Source organism: Terriglobia bacterium (genome assembly GCA_020072845.1).
In the GTDB taxonomy this organism is placed as follows: domain Bacteria; phylum Acidobacteriota; class Terriglobia; order Terriglobales; family Acidobacteriaceae; genus JAIQGF01.
Genome location: JAIQGF010000008.1, coordinates 91919 through 107390 on the forward strand (window position 1 = coordinate 91919; position 15472 = coordinate 107390).

The following is a 15472-nucleotide window of genomic DNA, read 5'->3' on the forward strand; positions in this document are numbered from 1 at the left end:
ATTCGGCGTGCCACCAGCAGATCACTAATTCGCAAATCACAAATCACTGAATCACCAATGAGCCGGTGGCGCGCCGCCATGGCTGTGGATTACACTAATCCTGCGACGATTCTCCGGGTGAGGTCATCCATTCCAGCGTGAGCCTGAAAACCGCATTAAACAAAGTTCTGATGGTGGACCTGATCAAGGGGTTGAAGGTAACGTTTCTTTACCAGAACCCCAAAGAGGTCTACACCGAGCAATATCCGCTCGAGCGTCCGCAGGTGGCCGAGCGCTACCGTGGGGCGCCGCGCTTGAACGTCAACGCGGACACGGGCGAGACCTTGTGCATTGCCTGCGACTTGTGCGCGGTAGCGTGCCCGGAGCATCTGATCGTGGTCAGCGCCGAGCGCAACCCCAACACGCGCCGCAAAGAGCTTACGACCTTTACCTACGACACCAGCCGGTGCATGTTCTGCGGGCTGTGCGAAGACGCCTGTCCCACCGACTGCTTGGAACTGACCCAGGATTTCGAGCTGGCCAGCTACACCCGCGAGGGCGCCATCTGGGACCGCCAAACGCTGGAGCAGGGGCCACAGCCGGTGAAGTACGAAAGATAGTAGTCAGTAGTCGGGAGTCAGGGACGCCGCGCATTGCGCGGCGTTTTTGTTTATTGCTGTCCATTCGGGAAGGTTACGCGGAGACCAGGATAAAAAACTGTGAGGGGATTGTCGACGTCAGGATCTTCCAGCGCACGCCGGACCTGGCTGGCAATCTCAGACTTGTATGTTTCGAGTTGTGGCACGAGAGTGTAGATGCTGGCCGTGTCAATTTTTACCGTGCGGAATTGGTCCAAGTCAAAGGGGATGTTATCGCTTGACCGAATCACCTGCACGGTTGGAAGACGGCACGCGTGGCGAAGCGACAGTTCGTAAAAAACGTTAGGATTATGGAATGATAGATCGGCGATGACGAGTCGAGATTTCACCACATGCTCGATTACCTGCCGGCTAATCATGCCAGGTTTGCCTATCTGATCGGCCCTGATTACGCGCAACCCGAATACTTCAACTGCTCGCTCAATGATTGACGAGAGGAACAGATCAGAGTGTTTGCGCTGCTCAGATTCGGGTTCCCCGATAGGTGTGATGTAGAAGCACACCTTCGCCCAGTCCGCTGTGTCCACCGATGCAGGCTTTCCCGCCGCGGGAGTCAGAGCAATCGGTGCGCCGGTCAGCTTTGTGATGTCGGTCGAGCGCGGCATCTCTTCGAGCACATGTTCAACGGGAAGGATCCGTTCTGCTCCTGAAACTGTCCGCAGTAGCCCCAAGAACTTCGCGTTCACAATGAAAGTGTCAACGCATTCGGCCACTTCGTCCTTCGCGTAACCCTTATCGAGCAGGAAATCACGCATCACTGGTAATGCGGGGAGCTTATTCCCCTTGAAGTGGTCATAAAGTTGTTTGAAGGGAGGAATGTTCTCGATCGCAAGTTTAATCCGAGCCTTGAGGCGGTCCGCTGGCGTTGCATCAGAACTTGTGGCCAGCCGGCCTTCCGGAGTGAGTTCCAGATGCTCAGCTTGGTATCCGCCGATGGTGAGACCATACTTTGAAGAGTTCGTTACGAGTTGTCGGCTTGGTCCGCTATCGGGTGCTTTTTTCAGGTTATCAAACAGAGTTAATCTTCGGACCTTCTGACCTGCTGCGAACTGCTGAATGGCCTGCGCAATCACTAACGCTTCTTCAAACGTGCCCGCCGGGAAACTCCTAGTTCTCCGGCCTTGACCCGGCGCTTTTTCGCGCGAACCGTTTCGCTTAGCCCGGCGCCTCCGCCGTTTTTTCTGCTTAGCGCCAGGCTTGCCTACATCTTGAGTATTGGACGAAGTGGGTTTTACTTCCTCAGAGTCCACCATGAGTCTGCTCCACGTTTAGTACTTGTGGCCCAGAGTACATCGTACCACAGTTGTAAACGCGGACCGGACGCGTTGTGGGCTGTTTTGAGTTTTGCGGCGACGTACTACCAAGGTTCTTCCGTTTCGGCGCAGTTGACGAAGTGGTCTGTATTGATCCACTCCTCAGAGAAGTCCAGATTATCAAGGTCTTCGGAATCGGTGACGCCCCCTACGTAGCTTGTGATTCTGACTCTAATCCAAGGGCCATCACCAATTTCGAGCACGCAGAATACGTAATTCAGTGGTGAATCTGAACGTTCCGTTTCGTACCACTTGCCCACGATAAATCGCATAACTCTCTCCCGCGCCATGCCACTTTCAAAACAGCCCACTACCGACGCGCTCATCCTTCCGCAGCGATCACGCCGGCTGCTGCATGGTCATGCAGTGAATGGCGCCCAGGCCCCAGATCAGATCGCCGCAGCAGATGGGAATGATCTCGCGGTCGGGGAATAGGTCGGCCAGGATGTTGAGCGCGCGCCGGTCGTTGGGATCATTGAATACAGGCACCAGAACGCAGCGGTTAGCGATGTAGAAGTTGGCGTAGCTGGCGGGCAGGCGGCGTCCGCGGAAGATCACTGGCGCGGGCAGGGGAAGCTCGACGATGTTAAGCCGGCGGCCGCGCTGGTCGGTCGCGGCGCGCAGGCGCTGAAGATTGTTAGCCAGCGGCTCGTGGTTGATGTCGTCGCGGTTGCCCTCGACAGCGGTGACAATCGTGTCGGGCGAGACGAAGCGGGCCAGGTCGTCAATGTGCCCGTGGGTGTCGTCGCCGGCGATACCGCGCTCCAGCCAGAGAACTTTTTCGATCCCAAGATAATCGGCGAAGACGCGCTCCAGGTCACGGCGCGTCAGCCCGGGATTGCGCTGCTGCGTTTCGCTGAGCAGACATTCTTCCGTGGTGAGCAGCAGGCCGCGGCCATTGACGTCGATGGAGCCACCCTCGAGAACAACAGGCTTCAGGCTACCGGCTGCAGGCTTCCGGCGCGACGGGTGCGAACTTGCAATCGCGCAAGCTGGCGCCCACGTTGGGAACTTCAGGTAACGCACCATTTGCTCGGACGCGCGTTGGTCGAGCGGCCAGTCGGGATACTTGGCCCAGGCGTTGAAGCGGAAATTGACGGCGGCGATCGGATCGCGTTCGGCATCGCGCTTGACGAGAATCGGCGCAAAGTCCCGCGTCCAGCCGCGGTTGGTGCGCCAGCGGTGGAAGCGGATGGTTTCACGCAGGGCGTTGGCGCGCTCCAGGACGTTGCGCGCCCCGGCTTCGGCGGCGGCATCTTCGACGATGATGTCCACCCGCTCGACGCGCGCGAGATGGCGGACGATTTCGGCGTAAACCCAGCGAATAGGCGGAAACTTTCCGGGCCAGTCGGTGCGGTTGTGCGGCCACCCCAGCCAGGTGGAGGCGTGCGGCTCCCACTCGGCAGGCATGCGGTAGCCGAGCGCGGCGGGCGTGTTTTGCCTTGTGTTCAACGCGAGCTCCGACCAGCACATTTAGCCACAGAGGACACAGAGGAAGGAAAACTGAATCTGAATGTATTTACGAATGGAGAGCAGTCTCGCACCTGGGACGTAACTTTGAAGTCCGAAGAAAATCTTCCCAACTCTTTCTTCTCCTCTGTGTCCTCTGTGGCTAATCCAGCAGCCGGTTCGTAATCGGCGCGTAGCTGTCGATGCGGCGGTCGCGCAGGAAGGGCCAGTTGCGGCGCACCTCCTCGAGCTTGCGCAGATTCACCTCGCCGATCAGGATCTCCTCGCGGTCCGGCGATGCCTCGGCAATCACCGTGCCGAACGGGTCGCAAAGAAACGACGTGCCCCAGAAGTCCAGGCCGGCGCCGGGAGTCTGCTTGCCTCGAATGTTACCGGTTTCGTGCCCGACGCGGTTGACGGCCGCGACATACACCCCGTTGGCGATTGCGTGACTTCGCTGGATCGTGCGCCAGGCGTCCTGCTGAACCTGCCCGTGTTCCGCTTTCTCCGCCGGATGCCAGCCGATGGCGGTTGGATAAAACAGGACGTGCGCGCCGCTGAGCGCGGTGAGGCGCGCTCCCTCCGGATACCACTGGTCCCAGCAGACGAGCGTGCCGATGCGCCCCACCGCGGTGTCGAAGGCGCGGTAACCGAGATCTCCGGGAGTGAAATAGAATTTTTCGTAGTAGAGAGGATCGTCGGGGATGTGCATCTTGCGGTAGATGCCGGTGAGCTTGCCGTCGGCGTCGAGCACGGCGGCGGTGTTGTGATACACGCCCGGCGCGCGCTTTTCGAACAGGGACGCGATCAGAACGACCTTCTGCTGCCGGGCGAGCTGCGACAGGCGCGTGGTGGTGGGGCCGGGGATCGGTTCGGCAAGATCGAACAGCGACGCGTCTTCGCGCTGGCAGAAATATTGCGTGAGGAACAATTCCGGCAGGCACACCACCTGCGCCCCGCGTCCGGCGGCGTCGCGCACCATGTCCACGGCGTGCTCAAGATTTTTTTCCGGGTCGGGAGAGCACGACATCTGAATCAAGCCGACGCGAAACTGCTCGGGAGCGGACAATTTTCCTCCGTAACGTGACAGCATAACAGAGCGAGTTAGGAGCATAATGCGGCTGGGGTAGTGGCATGATCTGGCTCAAGAGCGTTGGCGTTGGTCTGCTGTGTGCAGTTGCTCTTCTCTGTTTCGCAATATTCGTGGCCATTGCAGCCGTGTCACTCCTGTCATTCGCTCGTAACGCTGGTACTCTCGCTTGGGATCCGATCTCGGTTAGGTCTCCACTGACCTGGTTCCTATTCGCGGCTGGTTTTGTACTAGGGTTCGCGTGGGAATATCGAAGGCTTGCGCGGCTGATCTCGAACTGACCCACTACCTAGTTCTGCGAGACGTTGACGTCAATGTGCAGCGCGATTTACTTTGGCTGTTTCGCGATCAGCGTTCCTCCGCATTGATCTGCGGCCAAGATTCTGTTGAGGTGAAGGATTGAAGCGCAAGCACGGGCACGAAAAAAAGGATCACGCGCACTCGCCGCAAGGCGCCGGCATTGACCGGCGGCTGCACACGCCGGAAGAGGACCACCTGGTTCCGCTGGAGCCGCTGGATCTGGGCCGCATCCACAGCATCAACGACCTCGTCACGGCGATGGGGCGCACCGCGTTTACGGCGCGGCAAGTTGGCGACGCCGCCGACGTGCTCGAAGCCATGGCGCGCGATAAAGAGTGCCTGGTGGTGATGACGCTGGCCGGCGCGATGACGGTGGCGAAGCAGGGACTGGTCATCGCCGAGCTCATCGACCGCGGCATCGTGCGCGCGCTGGTGTCCACCGGCGCGCTGATGGCGCACGGGCTGGTGGAGGGCATCGGGCGCTCGCACTACATCTACGATCCGAAGATGAACGATGTCGAGCTCTACGAGGCGGGCTACAACCGCGTCTACGACACGCTGGAGCCGGAGCAGAATCTCGATCAGGTGGAGCGCATCGTCGCGCCCATCCTGGACCAGTGGAACGCCGACGAGACACTGTGCTCGTGGAAGCTGAATCGCGCCATCGGCGAGCATTTGAGCAAGCACGTGAAGGGACGGGGAATCTTGAAATCGGCGTATGAAAAAAATGTTCCGGTGTTTGTCCCCGCGTTCACCGATTCCGAGCTGGGGCTCGATCTTGCGCTGCATAACCGCATGCGCGCGAAGCAGAAAAGGACGAAGCTGCGTTACGATCCCTTCGAAGACGTGGACAAGTACGCCGACACCATGCTGGCATCGCCGCGCATGGGCGTATTCACCATCGGCGGCGGAGTGCCGCGCAACTGGACGCAGCAGTTGGGACCGTACCTGGAGTTGCGGCACCGGCGCGGCGGCGAGGACGTGCCGCTGAAGCGCTTTCACTACGGAGTGCGTATCTGCCCGGAGCCGGTGTACTGGGGCGGGCTGTCGGGCAGCCCCTATACCGAGGCGGTGTCGTGGGGCAAGTTCGTGCCGCCGGAAGAAGGCGGAAAATTTGCCGAGGTGTTCGTCGACGCCACCATCGGACTGCCGTTGGTGGTCGGCGCGGTCCTGGAGAGGCTTCAGGCTTCGGGCTCCAGGCTTCCGGCGCGCTAAAATTGCGGTAACCATGAAAATCGGCGTGTTGGCATTACAGGGCGATTTCGACGCGCACCGGCGGCGCCTGCAAGAGCTGGGCACCGAGGTTGTCCTGGTAAGAAAGCCGGAGCAGTTGGACGACGTGGAGGCGCTCGTCATCCCGGGCGGCGAGTCCACCACGTTTCTCAAGCTGCTCGGCGAAAAAGGATTTCAGAAGCTCCAGGAATTTGTGCGGGCGAAGCCGACCTTCGGCACCTGCGCCGGGGCGATCCTGCTGGCGCACGACGTGGACAATCCGCCGCAGCCCGGCCTGGGTGCGCTGGACGTCAGCATCAAGCGCAACGCCTACGGCCGGCAGGTGAACAGCTCGATTCGCCACGGCGCGTCGGAGCTGGGGCCGGAGCCCCTGGAAATGGTTTTCATTCGCGCGCCGAAGTTCGAAAACGTCGGCCCCAAAGTTGAGGTGCTGGCCAGGGAAGGGAACGATCCCGTACTGATCCGGCAGGGAAGAGTCCTGGCCGCGACCTTCCACCCCGAACTCTCGGACGACAAGCGCGTCCACCAGTACTTTCTTGATCTGGTGCGTAACGGCGGATAGACCTCTCCCGCGCTGCCGTCGTTTATACTCAACAGAATGTCAGTTGTTCCCGAGAAAACGTTTTACCTGGAAACCTTCGGCTGCCAGATGAACGTGCACGACTCCGAAAAGGTGATCGGCACGCTCATCGCCCAGGGCTACCGCCAGGTGGAGACCGTCCAGGCCGCCGACCTGGTGCTGTACAACACCTGCTCCATCCGCGACAAAGCGGAGCAGAAGGTGTTCCATCGCCTGGCCGACTACAAGGCTCTCCGGAAGCAGGGCAAGAAATTCGGCGTGCTGGGATGCGTGGCGCAGCAGGAGGGCGAGAAAATTTTCGAGCGCGCGCCGCATGTGTCGCTGGTATGCGGGTCGGCGTCGTACCGCAATCTGCCGGAAATGCTGGTGCAGATCGAGGCAGGGAAGTCGCGCGTCACCGGCCTGGACGACCGCGAAACCGATCAGACCTTCGAGACCGAGTACACCGCCCGCAGCAACCCGTATCGCGGGTACATCACCATCATCGAAGGCTGCGACAAGTTCTGCGCCTACTGCGTGGTTCCCTTCACCCGCGGCAAAGAGCGCAGCCGCACCTCGGACTCGGTGCTGGCGGAGGCGCGCAAGATGGCCGACCAGGGTTTCACGGAAATCCAATTGCTCGGCCAAAACGTGAACTCTTACCGCGATCCATCTGAAAAAAAGACATTTGCCGATCTGCTTGTAGCGGTCGGCGAGATCGGCGGAGTGCGCCGGGTCTGGTTCACTACCTCCCATCCGCGCGATTTCGGCAAGGACATCGTGGACGCCATCGATGCCGTGCCGACGCTCTGCGACCACGTCCATCTGCCGGTGCAGAGCGGGTCCACGCGCGTGCTCCAGTTGATGAAGCGGCTGTACACGCGCGATCAGTACCTGGAGCGAATCGCGTGGATGAAGGCGGCACGGCGCCGGATCAGCATCACCTCCGACGTCATCGTCGGTTTCCCGGGCGAAACGGAAGCGGATTTTGAGGAGACGCTCACGCTGCTCCAGCAGGTGGAATACGACGCAATTTTTTCCTTCAAGTATTCGCCGCGGCCGAATACGCCGGCGCTGACCTACATTGACAGCATTCCGGAAGAGGAGAAAACCCTGCGCCTGGCTTTGCTGAACGCGCGGCAGAAGGAAATTTCACTGGCGGCGAACCAGCGCCACCTGGGCGAAGCGCTGGAAGTGATGGTCGAGGGCCGGAACCCGGCGCGCAGCCAGTGGATCGGGCGCACGTCGCAACACAAGGTGCTAAACTTCACGACAGGCGGAGGCGAAGAACCGCGGGTCGGCCAATATGTGCCGGTGCGCGTTACGGCGACGTTTCCCAACAGCTTATTGGGGGAGATGGCCTGAGTATTCGGAGGGGCACGATGGAAGTCGAGATGAAAATTCGGGGCTTGATGATGGACCCGGTAACCAACATGCCCATCGTGATCCTGAAGGACGTCGGCGGCGATGCGGTGCTGCCGATCTGGGTCGGAATCTACGAGGCCAATGCCATCGCCCTGGAAATCGAGAAGGTCACCACGCCGCGGCCGATGACCCACGACCTGCTGAAAAACCTCCTGACCGGGCTGGACGCCAGCGTCCGCAAGGTGGTGGTCAATGAACTGAGGGACGACACTTTCTTCGCCATCATCTGGGTGGAGCGCGACGGGCAGATTATCTCCATCGACTCGCGCCCGTCGGACGCGCTTGCCCTGGCCCTGCGAGTGGATTGCCCGATTTTTGTCGAAGACGAGGTGCTGAAAACCTCGCGCATGGCCAGCGCCGTCTCCGACCGCGTTTCCCAGGAAGAACTCCGCAAATGGCTGGAGAACCTGGGAGACGAGGACCTGGGGCGCTACAAGATGTAAGTGGCCAGTGGTCAGTGGCCAGTGCCCAGTCAGGCAGACGTTCTCGCTGGCCACTGACCACTAGCCACTGACCACTCGCTTTATGGATTCTGCCGAACAGCTCCAGCGCATCTACCTCGCCGGATTTGAACTCCAGACATTCGATCGCTTTCCCAAGGCTGTGGGAGTGGTGCGCGGCGAGTGCATCGCGCTGCTGGAAGCCACTCCTGGCGGGCTCACGATGATCGGCACGCCCGGCTGGCGCATGGGGGAAGTGATGGGCGTACTGGTGGACGAGGCAGGGCGGCAAGTCTTTCGGGCTAAATCGGAAACGCTGGAGGCCACGCCGGAGAGGCTGGAGGCGCTGCGCCAATTCCGGCAGGAGTTGGAGGATTTGCTGGCGCCGAAGGCCTGAGCTTTACTGTTTCGAGGCGTTATTATAAAAAGCATGGATCGCGAAGGTGTAGTCGGCCCTAACGGCCGTTTAATCATTCCTGCGGACTTGCGCCGAAAGTACCGCATCAAGGGGGGATCGCGCGTGCAGTTCGAATCCACCGCGAGCGGCATCGTGATCCGCCCCATTCACGAGGACGGGATACTTGCCCTGCGCGGGATCTTGAAGGGGCTTGATCTGCCGCCAGATGTTGAGCGCGACCCGGATCGCGAAATCGAATAGAAAAGGGAACGTCCTGACCTGAACGCGCACTCCGGAGGCACGAGGAGCCGCATGTTTGCTGGCTCGATTTTTTGTTTTACATAATACTTCTTATCGGACATTACACTTATAGCCTGGTCTGCCCGTCTGCGGCTCTCCCTCGCCACCAATACAACTTCGAATCGTCGGCGAGCACTTCCCTGTAAACCGAGCCGCGCGCGACGAGAGCCTTCAACGTAGTATGCACCGCGGCCATGGCGAATGAGTACTTCCTTAGATCGTAGCCTCGCTCTAACAAAGCGTCCCGCACTTGAACAGGCGTCCAAGAGTGCGCAGAGTTTCGCAGGAGACTCTCGATGGCGTAACTCAAACTGGGCCTTGGCTGCCAAATGCGCTCTTCCATTGTCGATATGTCGGGCGGCTTCGGCCCCTTCTCGCCCGGAACCCGACAAATCGCACGTATCGCTGCGAGGCGTTCAGTTAGTTGCACGGTTAAACGGTCACGCTCGTGCAACAGGTCGGCGAAATCCTTTAGCAAACCGTTTACTGCAGGACCGTAATTTTCGACTCTCATTCGTTTCTCGCTTATCTGGAGTCATCCCACCAGCACAACCTTGGGATGAAACAGCGTGCCCGCCACCCGGCTGGCGATGGCGACCAACTCTGCTTGCCCGGCAAACACCTTCACCAACGGCGCGCGTGACATTTCCGGCAGGTTGACTGCCTGCCCGTGACGGATGCGGTTGGCGTTGATTTCATCGGCAGTGACGGATGGAAATGTCGGCAAAATCCGGCGCAGGTGGATCATCAGCTTTTCGAGTTCGTCCGATGCTGCGGCCGCCTCCACCTGTTCCAGCGTGCAGGCATCTGCTTCTGTAAACTCGCCCACTCCGGTGCGCCGCAGGGCCGCGAGGTGGGCGCCCACTCCGAGCTGTTGCCCCATCTCATGCGCCACCGACCGCAGGTAGGTCCCGGCGGACACGCGCGCGCGGAAACCGGCCAGTTCCCCATCGAACGTCAGGATTTCAAATTCCTTGATCTCTACCCGCACCGGCTCCAGCGTTACTTCCTGCTTCTTGCGCGCCAGCTTGTAAGCCGGAACGCCCTGGATTTTCTTGGCGGAAAACGGCGGCGGGGTTTGCTCGATCTCGCCGCGGAACTTCGCGGCTACCTCGCGCACCACTTCAAGTGTTACTTGAACTATCTGCGGCGGACCGGCGGGCTCACCCTCGGCGTCGTAGGTGTCCGTGGCAAAGCCAAAGCGGATTTGGCCTTCATAAATTTTTTCAGCGCCGGTGTAGAACTGTGCCAGGCGGGTCAGTTTTCCCAGTAGCAGCGGGAGCACGCCGGTCGCCATGGGATCGAGCGTGCCCAGGTGCCCAACCGAGCGCTCCTGCAGCAGGCGGCGCACGCGGTTGACAACGTCGTGCGACGTCATGCCCGCCGGTTTGTCTATAACCAGTACCCCGTTCATGGTGTCTCTGTTATCGTGAAGGCGGGACGGCGGTCCGGTCAACCCAGGGGTCGCCGCTCAGTTCCATGATTCCCCTCAAGGACGACGCCCCGCGCTACAGTACGCCCTACGTCAACTATTTTCTGCTTGCGCTCAACACTTTGGTGTTCCTATGCATGTGGCTGGGTGTGCCCGCGCCCGCACAGCAGGTGGTCAACGTCTTCGGCTTTCATCCTTACCGCGTGACCGCCTTGATCAGCGGCTCGCATTCGGTGACCGCCGCGATGGCGTTTATCCCGGTGCTGACCGCCATGTTCATGCATGCGTCGTGGCTGCACCTGATTTCCAACATGTGGGTGCTGTACATCTTCGGCGACAACGTTGAGGACCACCTGGGTCATTTTGGCTACCTGGTTTTCTACCTGCTGTCGGGTGTGGCGGCGACGCTGGTCCACACCTTCTTTAATGCGACCTCGCACATCCCCAGCGTGGGCGCCAGCGGCGCCATCGCCGGAGTCATGGGCGCCTACTTCGTCCTGTTCCCCTCGGCGCGCGTGCTGACGCTGGTTCCCTTCCTGTTCGTCTTCTTCCTCTGGCTGCCGGCATGGATCGTGCTCGGCTACTGGTTCATGGTGCAGTTCCTGAGCGGCGCCGCCACCTCGATCGCCTACTCCAGTCAGACCGGCGGCGGGATCGCATTTTGGGCGCACGTAGGAGGATTCGTCGCCGGCATCGCCATGATCAAGCTCTTCCCTTCCCAGCGCCGGCGCTTCCGCTACGACGCGTAGGAATTTGCAATTGGTAATTGGTAATTTGTAATTGCTGAAACGTTTGGGTCGCCCCCTGGCTTGTCCCCGGGCAAGAAATTACAAATTACAAATTGCAAATTACAAATTTCCGGCGACCGGTCCGATCCTCAATTCCTCAACTGCCGCGCTTTCCGGCAGAGAAATGGCGGCGATGACGGCGCGCGCCACCGTCTCCGGCGACAGCATCTTGTCCCGCGGCGCTTCCGGCATGAACTGGTTCCAGATGTTGGTGGCGGTGGGGCCGGGCAGAAGCGAGATGACACGAATGCCGCGACCGCGCACCTCTGCGCGCAGCGTGTCGGTGAAGCCGAGCGCGCCGTGTTTGGAGGCGCAATAGGCCGACTCGCCCGGGAATACGCCGCGCGCCGCGACCGACAGATTATTGACGATCACCGCTCCGGCGCGCATCAGCGGCAGCGCGGCCTGCGTGCACAGAAACATTCCGGTCAGGTTTGTATCCAGGACCTTCCGCCAGATTTCCAGCGGCATGTCCTGAATGTTCTGCAGCGCGTGCGCCGTGCCGGCGTTGTTGATCAGGATGTCCACGTGGTCAAACTGGCTCCTCACTGTGGCGAACAGCAGCGCGACTGAACCCTCGTCGCGGACGTCGCAGCGGATCTCGATTATCGGCAATCGGGTATCGCTTTTCGGTGGCCGGGAAGCGGATTTCTTCCGCACTGCTGACATGGTCCGCGAAGCGGCGATAACCGTGCATCGCGCGTCCACCAGCGCATTGGCGATGGCGCGGCCAATGCCGCGGCTGGCGCCGGTGACAACGGCCACTTTGCCGACGAGCGCGTCACCCGCATCTTTCGGTGCTGGATTCGTTGGATTCATCGCATGGAAGCATACATGACGACAACAAAAAGGCCGGTCGACTTCCGACCGGCTGCTTACCTGAAACTGAAACTGAAACTTGAAACTGCCGTTAAAAGCTGCCGTTCCCCGCCTTCGCCCGGATCAGCGAGAGGAACTCCTCCCGCGTTTCGTGCTCCTCGCGGAAGGCGCCGAGCATCGCCGAGGTGACGGCGGCGGAGTGCTGCTTCTCCACGCCGCGCATCATCATGCAGAGGTGGCGCGCCTCCACCACCACGCCCACGCCCTGGGGTTCGACGACGCGCTGAATGGTTTCCGCGATTTGCGTGGTCATGCGTTCCTGCACCTGCAGACGGCGCGAGAAGATTTCCACCAGCCGCGGCAACTTGCTCAGGCCGATTACTTTCCCGTTGGGCACGTAGGCGATGTGCACCTTGCCGAAAAACGGCAGCAGGTGATGCTCGCACAGGCTGAACATCTCGATGTCTTTGACGATCACCATCTCGTCGTAGTTGACGGTGAACAGGGCGCTCTTGAGCATGGTCTCGGCGTCTTCGTGGTATCCCCTGGTAAGAAATTCCATGGCGCGCTGCACCCGCTCCGGCGTGCGCTGCAGCCCTTCACGATCGGGGTTTTCGCCGAGCCGCGCCAGCATCTCGCGCACCAGATCGGCGTAGCTGGCGCCGGCCAGCGTGGTAGCTTCCGCAACTTGTGTCATGGGTCCCTTCTTCGCGCTAATGACGCACCTCGGCTCCTCCGGCATATTCGAAGGAGTTCATCATCGTCTCTTCCATCCTTACCTTTTCCAGATGGGCCTGGTGAAAGCCGCGCTGCAATATTTCGTAGATTTCCACGCAAAGATTTTCTGTAGTGGGCACGCGATGGCTGAATTCCGGCAGCGTATTGAGGTTCACGTGCTCATAGCGCGCCAGGATTTCGCTCTCCATGAAGCCGTCCAGATCCGACAGGTTGCACACCATGCCCGTGCCCGCATCCACTGCACCGCTGACCGTGACTTCCAGCGCGTAATTGTGACCGTGGCCGTACGGGTTATTGCACTTGCCGTAGGTGGCGCGGTTTTCTTCCGCCGACATCTGGTCGCTGTGCAGCCGGTGCGAAGCCGCAAACCGGTAGCGCCGGGTGAGGTGTGCCTTCATTTCTCTCCGTAAAAATCCACGAACAAATCCGGCGTCTCGAACACGCGGACGCGGTGCAATTGCGCCACGTTCAGCTTGCTGTGCAGGCGCTCCCAGATGGCGATTGCCAGGTTCTCCGTGGTCGGAATGCGGTCGCGGAACTCCGGGACTTCCTTGTTGAGGAAGCGGTGGTCCAGCGCGCTCAGCACTTCGCGCTCCAGCGTGTCCTTCAACTCCTTCAGGTCCAGCACGAAGCCGGAGCGCGGATCCACTTCGCCCTTCACCGTGACTTCCAGGGTGTAATTATGGCCGTGGCCGTTGGGGTTGTTGCACTTGCCGAAGATGCGCCGGTTCTCCTCCGGCGAGAACTCCGGGTTGTGATAATAGTGCGCCGCGGAAAACTCGCACTTGCGCGTCAGGTAAACCATGCTCTCCTTCTCGTCTCAGCGCCGCTCGGCGGCGGTGGCTTCGCCCTTGTATTGTCGCATTTCCGGCGTTTCTGTCGCAGGACGATATGTCCGGTCTTTCCACCGTACCTGCTTTCTCCACCGGGTATGCAGTTGCGAGCGCAGCAGGAGGAACACGAACACCGGCAGTCCGAGGGGCGACAGCATGGTCGCCAGCGGCCCGAAATGCGCCTTCCGCACCCGGCGGAGGAACAGCGCTCAGGTCGGCACCGCGACCACCGCGCCCGCCCCGAACAGAACGTAATGCCCGGTGGCGAGGCCTGCGACCACGGCGCCAATGCCGCCGGCAGCGAGCAGGAATTCGATGCCGCGGATCGCCGCCAGTCGCAATGTCTGGGGAAACAGCAGCGCCAGGTTCTTGGTCCAGCCGTCACGCAGGTCGTGCCAAGTGCGATACATGCGGGTGCGCACCGCGTCGCCGCCGAAACGAAAGCGCAATTTCCGCCCGCTACGCTTGACTGCTCTTGCCAGGGCAACGTCTTCCAGCAAAGTGTAGCTGAAAGCGGCGTGCCCTCCGACTGCGGCGTAGGCGGCACGCGCGATCAGCAGGTATTGTCCGTTGGCTGCCGCTACGGGGGATGCAGGGTCGCAAACGTCTTTCGGGCGATAGGTTGCCGCCAATTCCGCATAGATCACCGGCATGACGGCGTTTTCCATGAGCCCATGAACTTCCTGCGCGGGAGAATACGAGAGCAGGGCAACCTGGTGCTCGCGCGCCTCGCGCAGGCTGCGTTCCAGCGATCCGGGAAGGTGCACGGTATCGGCGTCGGTGAACAGGAGCCACGCGCCGCGCGCGACATCGGCTCCCGCCTGTGCGGCATTGCATTTTCCCGAGCAGCCCTCGCCGAGCGGACCGGCCTCGATCACACGCATACCCGAGCGCGACGCGGCAATCGTGCGCGTGCCATCGGTGGAGTGGTCATCGACCACAATAATTTCGAAATCCACGCCGGTTTGCGCCAGCAGCGAGTCCAGGCACGCGCCCAGGCAGGCTTCTTCGTTGCGCGCCGGCACGATCACCGACACGGCCGGCCCTTCCGTTGTGGTCAGCGCTGTCACAGGCTCAGGATGCAATTATAGGTTGCGGGCGCAGGTTGTGCGTTCCTGGGCAGGGTCAACCGCTGTGATCGTGATCACCGTCACCAACCCGCGTGCGGTGGCATGATGCTGACCGTAAGCCTCATCGAGTATCATAAAAACGTGAAGCGGCTCTCCATCATCGTTCTCGGACTGACGTTGCTGACCGGCTGTTACAGCGGCTCGCGGCCGCCGCGCATTGGCGAAGCCGCGCCCGACTTCGCGATCCAGGACTCCACCCGCACGGTCGCCCTGCACGATCTCAAGGGCAAGGTGGTAGTGCTGAATTTCTGGGCGACGTGGTGTCCGCCGTGCGTCGATGAAATGCCGTCGCTGGTGCAGATGCAGTCGCGGCTGCACGACAAAGGCGTGACCGTGCTGGCGGTCAGCGTGGACGTGGACGAAAACGCGTACAACAAGTTCCTCAAGGACCATGGGGTTGACCTGCTCTCGGTCCGCGATCCCAACCAGAAATCAAACTCGTTGTATGGCACCTTCAAGTATCCCGAAACCTACATCATTGACCGCCAGGGCGTGGTGCGCCGCAAGTTCATCGGACCGGTGAACTGGACGCAGCCGGAGATTGTGTCGTATCTGAGCAAGATGTAAGGATTCGGGCCTGAGACGCAG

At 60.6% G+C, this 15472-nt stretch carries 19 protein-coding genes; 9 read left to right on the top strand and 10 right to left on the bottom strand.

All coding sequences use genetic code 11. From position 1 onward, the window contains the following. Positions 1 to 143: 143 nt before the first annotated feature. The gene (locus LAN70_08015) at positions 144 to 599 is read left to right on the top strand and encodes an NADH-quinone oxidoreductase subunit I (protein ID MBZ5511102.1); all 456 of its coding nucleotides are present in this window, start codon (positions 144 to 146) and stop codon (positions 597 to 599) included. A 50-nt stretch (positions 600 to 649) separates the two neighbouring features. On the opposite strand, the gene LAN70_08020 is transcribed toward LAN70_08015, so the two are convergent. The 3 genes from LAN70_08020 to LAN70_08030 form a co-directional block, all read right to left on the bottom strand. Further along, the gene (locus LAN70_08020; protein MBZ5511103.1) at positions 650 to 1891 is read right to left on the bottom strand and encodes a hypothetical protein; all 1242 of its coding nucleotides are present in this window, start codon (positions 1889 to 1891) and stop codon (positions 650 to 652) included. 399 nt (positions 1892 to 2290) lie between these two features. Then, positions 2291 to 3424, bottom strand: coding sequence for an agmatine deiminase family protein (locus LAN70_08025; protein ID MBZ5511104.1), 1134 nt, complete (start codon positions 3422 to 3424; stop codon positions 2291 to 2293). Positions 3425 to 3563: 139 nt separating this feature from the next. Continuing rightward, positions 3564 to 4493, bottom strand: coding sequence for a carbon-nitrogen hydrolase (locus tag LAN70_08030; GenBank protein ID MBZ5511105.1), 930 nt, complete (start codon positions 4491 to 4493; stop codon positions 3564 to 3566). Between the two features lie 555 nt (positions 4494 to 5048). Here LAN70_08030 and LAN70_08035 point away from each other — a divergent pair. The 6 genes from LAN70_08035 to LAN70_08060 all read left to right on the top strand — a co-directional run bounded on the left by LAN70_08035 (position 5049) and on the right by LAN70_08060 (position 9105). Next, a complete protein-coding gene (locus tag LAN70_08035; protein ID MBZ5511106.1) occupies positions 5049 to 6005 on the top strand; it encodes a deoxyhypusine synthase family protein in 957 nt (318 codons plus the stop codon). A 13-nt stretch (positions 6006 to 6018) separates the two neighbouring features. Continuing rightward, positions 6019 to 6585 carry a pyridoxal 5'-phosphate synthase glutaminase subunit PdxT gene (gene pdxT, locus LAN70_08040; GenBank protein MBZ5511107.1) on the top strand — a complete coding sequence of 189 codons (567 nt, stop codon included), beginning with the start codon at positions 6019 to 6021 and terminating at the stop codon, positions 6583 to 6585. A 36-nt stretch (positions 6586 to 6621) separates the two neighbouring features. Continuing rightward, positions 6622 to 7947 (top strand): tRNA (N6-isopentenyl adenosine(37)-C2)-methylthiotransferase MiaB, encoded by a 1326-nt coding sequence (gene miaB / locus LAN70_08045; protein MBZ5511108.1) that lies wholly within the window; start codon positions 6622 to 6624, stop codon positions 7945 to 7947. Positions 7948 to 7964: 17 nt separating this feature from the next. Then, the gene (locus LAN70_08050) at positions 7965 to 8450 is read left to right on the top strand and encodes a bifunctional nuclease family protein (GenBank protein ID MBZ5511109.1); all 486 of its coding nucleotides are present in this window, start codon (positions 7965 to 7967) and stop codon (positions 8448 to 8450) included. A gap of 82 nt (positions 8451 to 8532) precedes the next feature. Continuing rightward, entirely contained in the window at positions 8533 to 8844 is a 312-nt protein-coding gene (locus tag LAN70_08055; GenBank protein ID MBZ5511110.1) for a hypothetical protein, read from the top strand. A 33-nt stretch (positions 8845 to 8877) separates the two neighbouring features. Continuing rightward, the gene (locus LAN70_08060) at positions 8878 to 9105 is read left to right on the top strand and encodes an AbrB/MazE/SpoVT family DNA-binding domain-containing protein (protein MBZ5511111.1); all 228 of its coding nucleotides are present in this window, start codon (positions 8878 to 8880) and stop codon (positions 9103 to 9105) included. 574 nt (positions 9106 to 9679) lie between these two features. Here the strand turns inward: LAN70_08060 and truB are convergent. Next, a complete protein-coding gene (gene truB, locus LAN70_08065; protein MBZ5511112.1) occupies positions 9680 to 10558 on the bottom strand; it encodes a tRNA pseudouridine(55) synthase TruB in 879 nt (292 codons plus the stop codon). Between the two features lie 65 nt (positions 10559 to 10623). On the opposite strand from truB, the gene LAN70_08070 reads away from it, so the two are divergent. Continuing rightward, complete coding sequence (locus LAN70_08070) at positions 10624 to 11325, top strand: rhomboid family intramembrane serine protease (GenBank protein MBZ5511113.1); 702 nt, start codon at positions 10624 to 10626, stop codon at positions 11323 to 11325. Positions 11326 to 11424: 99 nt separating this feature from the next. Here LAN70_08070 and LAN70_08075 read toward each other — a convergent pair whose 3' ends face one another. The 6 genes from LAN70_08075 to LAN70_08100 all read right to left on the bottom strand — a co-directional run bounded on the left by LAN70_08075 (position 11425) and on the right by LAN70_08100 (position 14824). Continuing rightward, positions 11425 to 12183, bottom strand: a complete 759-nt coding sequence (locus LAN70_08075; GenBank protein MBZ5511114.1) for an SDR family oxidoreductase — start codon at positions 12181 to 12183, stop codon at positions 11425 to 11427. Positions 12184 to 12274: 91 nt separating this feature from the next. Continuing rightward, positions 12275 to 12880, bottom strand: a complete 606-nt coding sequence (folE, locus tag LAN70_08080; GenBank protein ID MBZ5511115.1) for a GTP cyclohydrolase I FolE — start codon at positions 12878 to 12880, stop codon at positions 12275 to 12277. Positions 12881 to 12896: 16 nt separating this feature from the next. Then, complete coding sequence (locus LAN70_08085) at positions 12897 to 13319, bottom strand: 6-carboxytetrahydropterin synthase (protein MBZ5511116.1); 423 nt, start codon at positions 13317 to 13319, stop codon at positions 12897 to 12899. After that, the gene (locus LAN70_08090) at positions 13316 to 13726 is read right to left on the bottom strand and encodes a 6-carboxytetrahydropterin synthase (protein ID MBZ5511117.1); all 411 of its coding nucleotides are present in this window, start codon (positions 13724 to 13726) and stop codon (positions 13316 to 13318) included. Before LAN70_08090 ends, LAN70_08085 begins: the two co-directional genes overlap by 4 nt. Before the next feature lie 15 nt (positions 13727 to 13741). Further along, on the bottom strand, positions 13742 to 13945 hold the full coding sequence (locus LAN70_08095) for a hypothetical protein (GenBank protein MBZ5511118.1): 204 nt from the start codon (positions 13943 to 13945) through the stop codon (positions 13742 to 13744). A gap of 18 nt (positions 13946 to 13963) precedes the next feature. After that, a complete protein-coding gene (locus LAN70_08100) occupies positions 13964 to 14824 on the bottom strand; it encodes a glycosyltransferase (protein MBZ5511119.1) in 861 nt (286 codons plus the stop codon). A 105-nt stretch (positions 14825 to 14929) separates the two neighbouring features. Here LAN70_08100 and LAN70_08105 point away from each other — a divergent pair, with 105 nt between their 5' ends. Continuing rightward, the gene (locus tag LAN70_08105) at positions 14930 to 15451 is read left to right on the top strand and encodes a TlpA family protein disulfide reductase (GenBank protein MBZ5511120.1); all 522 of its coding nucleotides are present in this window, start codon (positions 14930 to 14932) and stop codon (positions 15449 to 15451) included. Positions 15452 to 15472: the final 21 nt, after the last annotated feature.

Coding starts and splice junctions, on each gene's coding strand:
- LAN70_08020 (MBZ5511103.1), bottom strand. CDS start 1,891: ATGGTGGACTCTGAGGAAGTAAAACCCACTTCGTCCAATACTCAAGAT.
- LAN70_08025 (MBZ5511104.1), bottom strand. CDS start 3,424: ATGTGCTGGTCGGAGCTCGCGTTGAACACAAGGCAAAACACGCCCGCC.
- LAN70_08030 (MBZ5511105.1), bottom strand. CDS start 4,493: ATGCTGTCACGTTACGGAGGAAAATTGTCCGCTCCCGAGCAGTTTCGC.
- LAN70_08035 (MBZ5511106.1), top strand. CDS start 5,049: ATGGGGCGCACCGCGTTTACGGCGCGGCAAGTTGGCGACGCCGCCGAC.
- pdxT (MBZ5511107.1), top strand. CDS start 6,019: ATGAAAATCGGCGTGTTGGCATTACAGGGCGATTTCGACGCGCACCGG.
- miaB (MBZ5511108.1), top strand. CDS start 6,622: ATGTCAGTTGTTCCCGAGAAAACGTTTTACCTGGAAACCTTCGGCTGC.
- LAN70_08050 (MBZ5511109.1), top strand. CDS start 7,965: ATGGAAGTCGAGATGAAAATTCGGGGCTTGATGATGGACCCGGTAACC.
- LAN70_08055 (MBZ5511110.1), top strand. CDS start 8,533: ATGGATTCTGCCGAACAGCTCCAGCGCATCTACCTCGCCGGATTTGAA.
- LAN70_08060 (MBZ5511111.1), top strand. CDS start 8,878: ATGGATCGCGAAGGTGTAGTCGGCCCTAACGGCCGTTTAATCATTCCT.
- truB (MBZ5511112.1), bottom strand. CDS start 10,558: ATGAACGGGGTACTGGTTATAGACAAACCGGCGGGCATGACGTCGCAC.
- LAN70_08070 (MBZ5511113.1), top strand. CDS start 10,624: ATGATTCCCCTCAAGGACGACGCCCCGCGCTACAGTACGCCCTACGTC.
- LAN70_08075 (MBZ5511114.1), bottom strand. CDS start 12,183: ATGAATCCAACGAATCCAGCACCGAAAGATGCGGGTGACGCGCTCGTC.
- folE (MBZ5511115.1), bottom strand. CDS start 12,880: ATGACACAAGTTGCGGAAGCTACCACGCTGGCCGGCGCCAGCTACGCC.
- LAN70_08085 (MBZ5511116.1), bottom strand. CDS start 13,319: ATGAAGGCACACCTCACCCGGCGCTACCGGTTTGCGGCTTCGCACCGG.
- LAN70_08090 (MBZ5511117.1), bottom strand. CDS start 13,726: ATGGTTTACCTGACGCGCAAGTGCGAGTTTTCCGCGGCGCACTATTAT.
- LAN70_08105 (MBZ5511120.1), top strand. CDS start 14,930: ATGCTGACCGTAAGCCTCATCGAGTATCATAAAAACGTGAAGCGGCTC.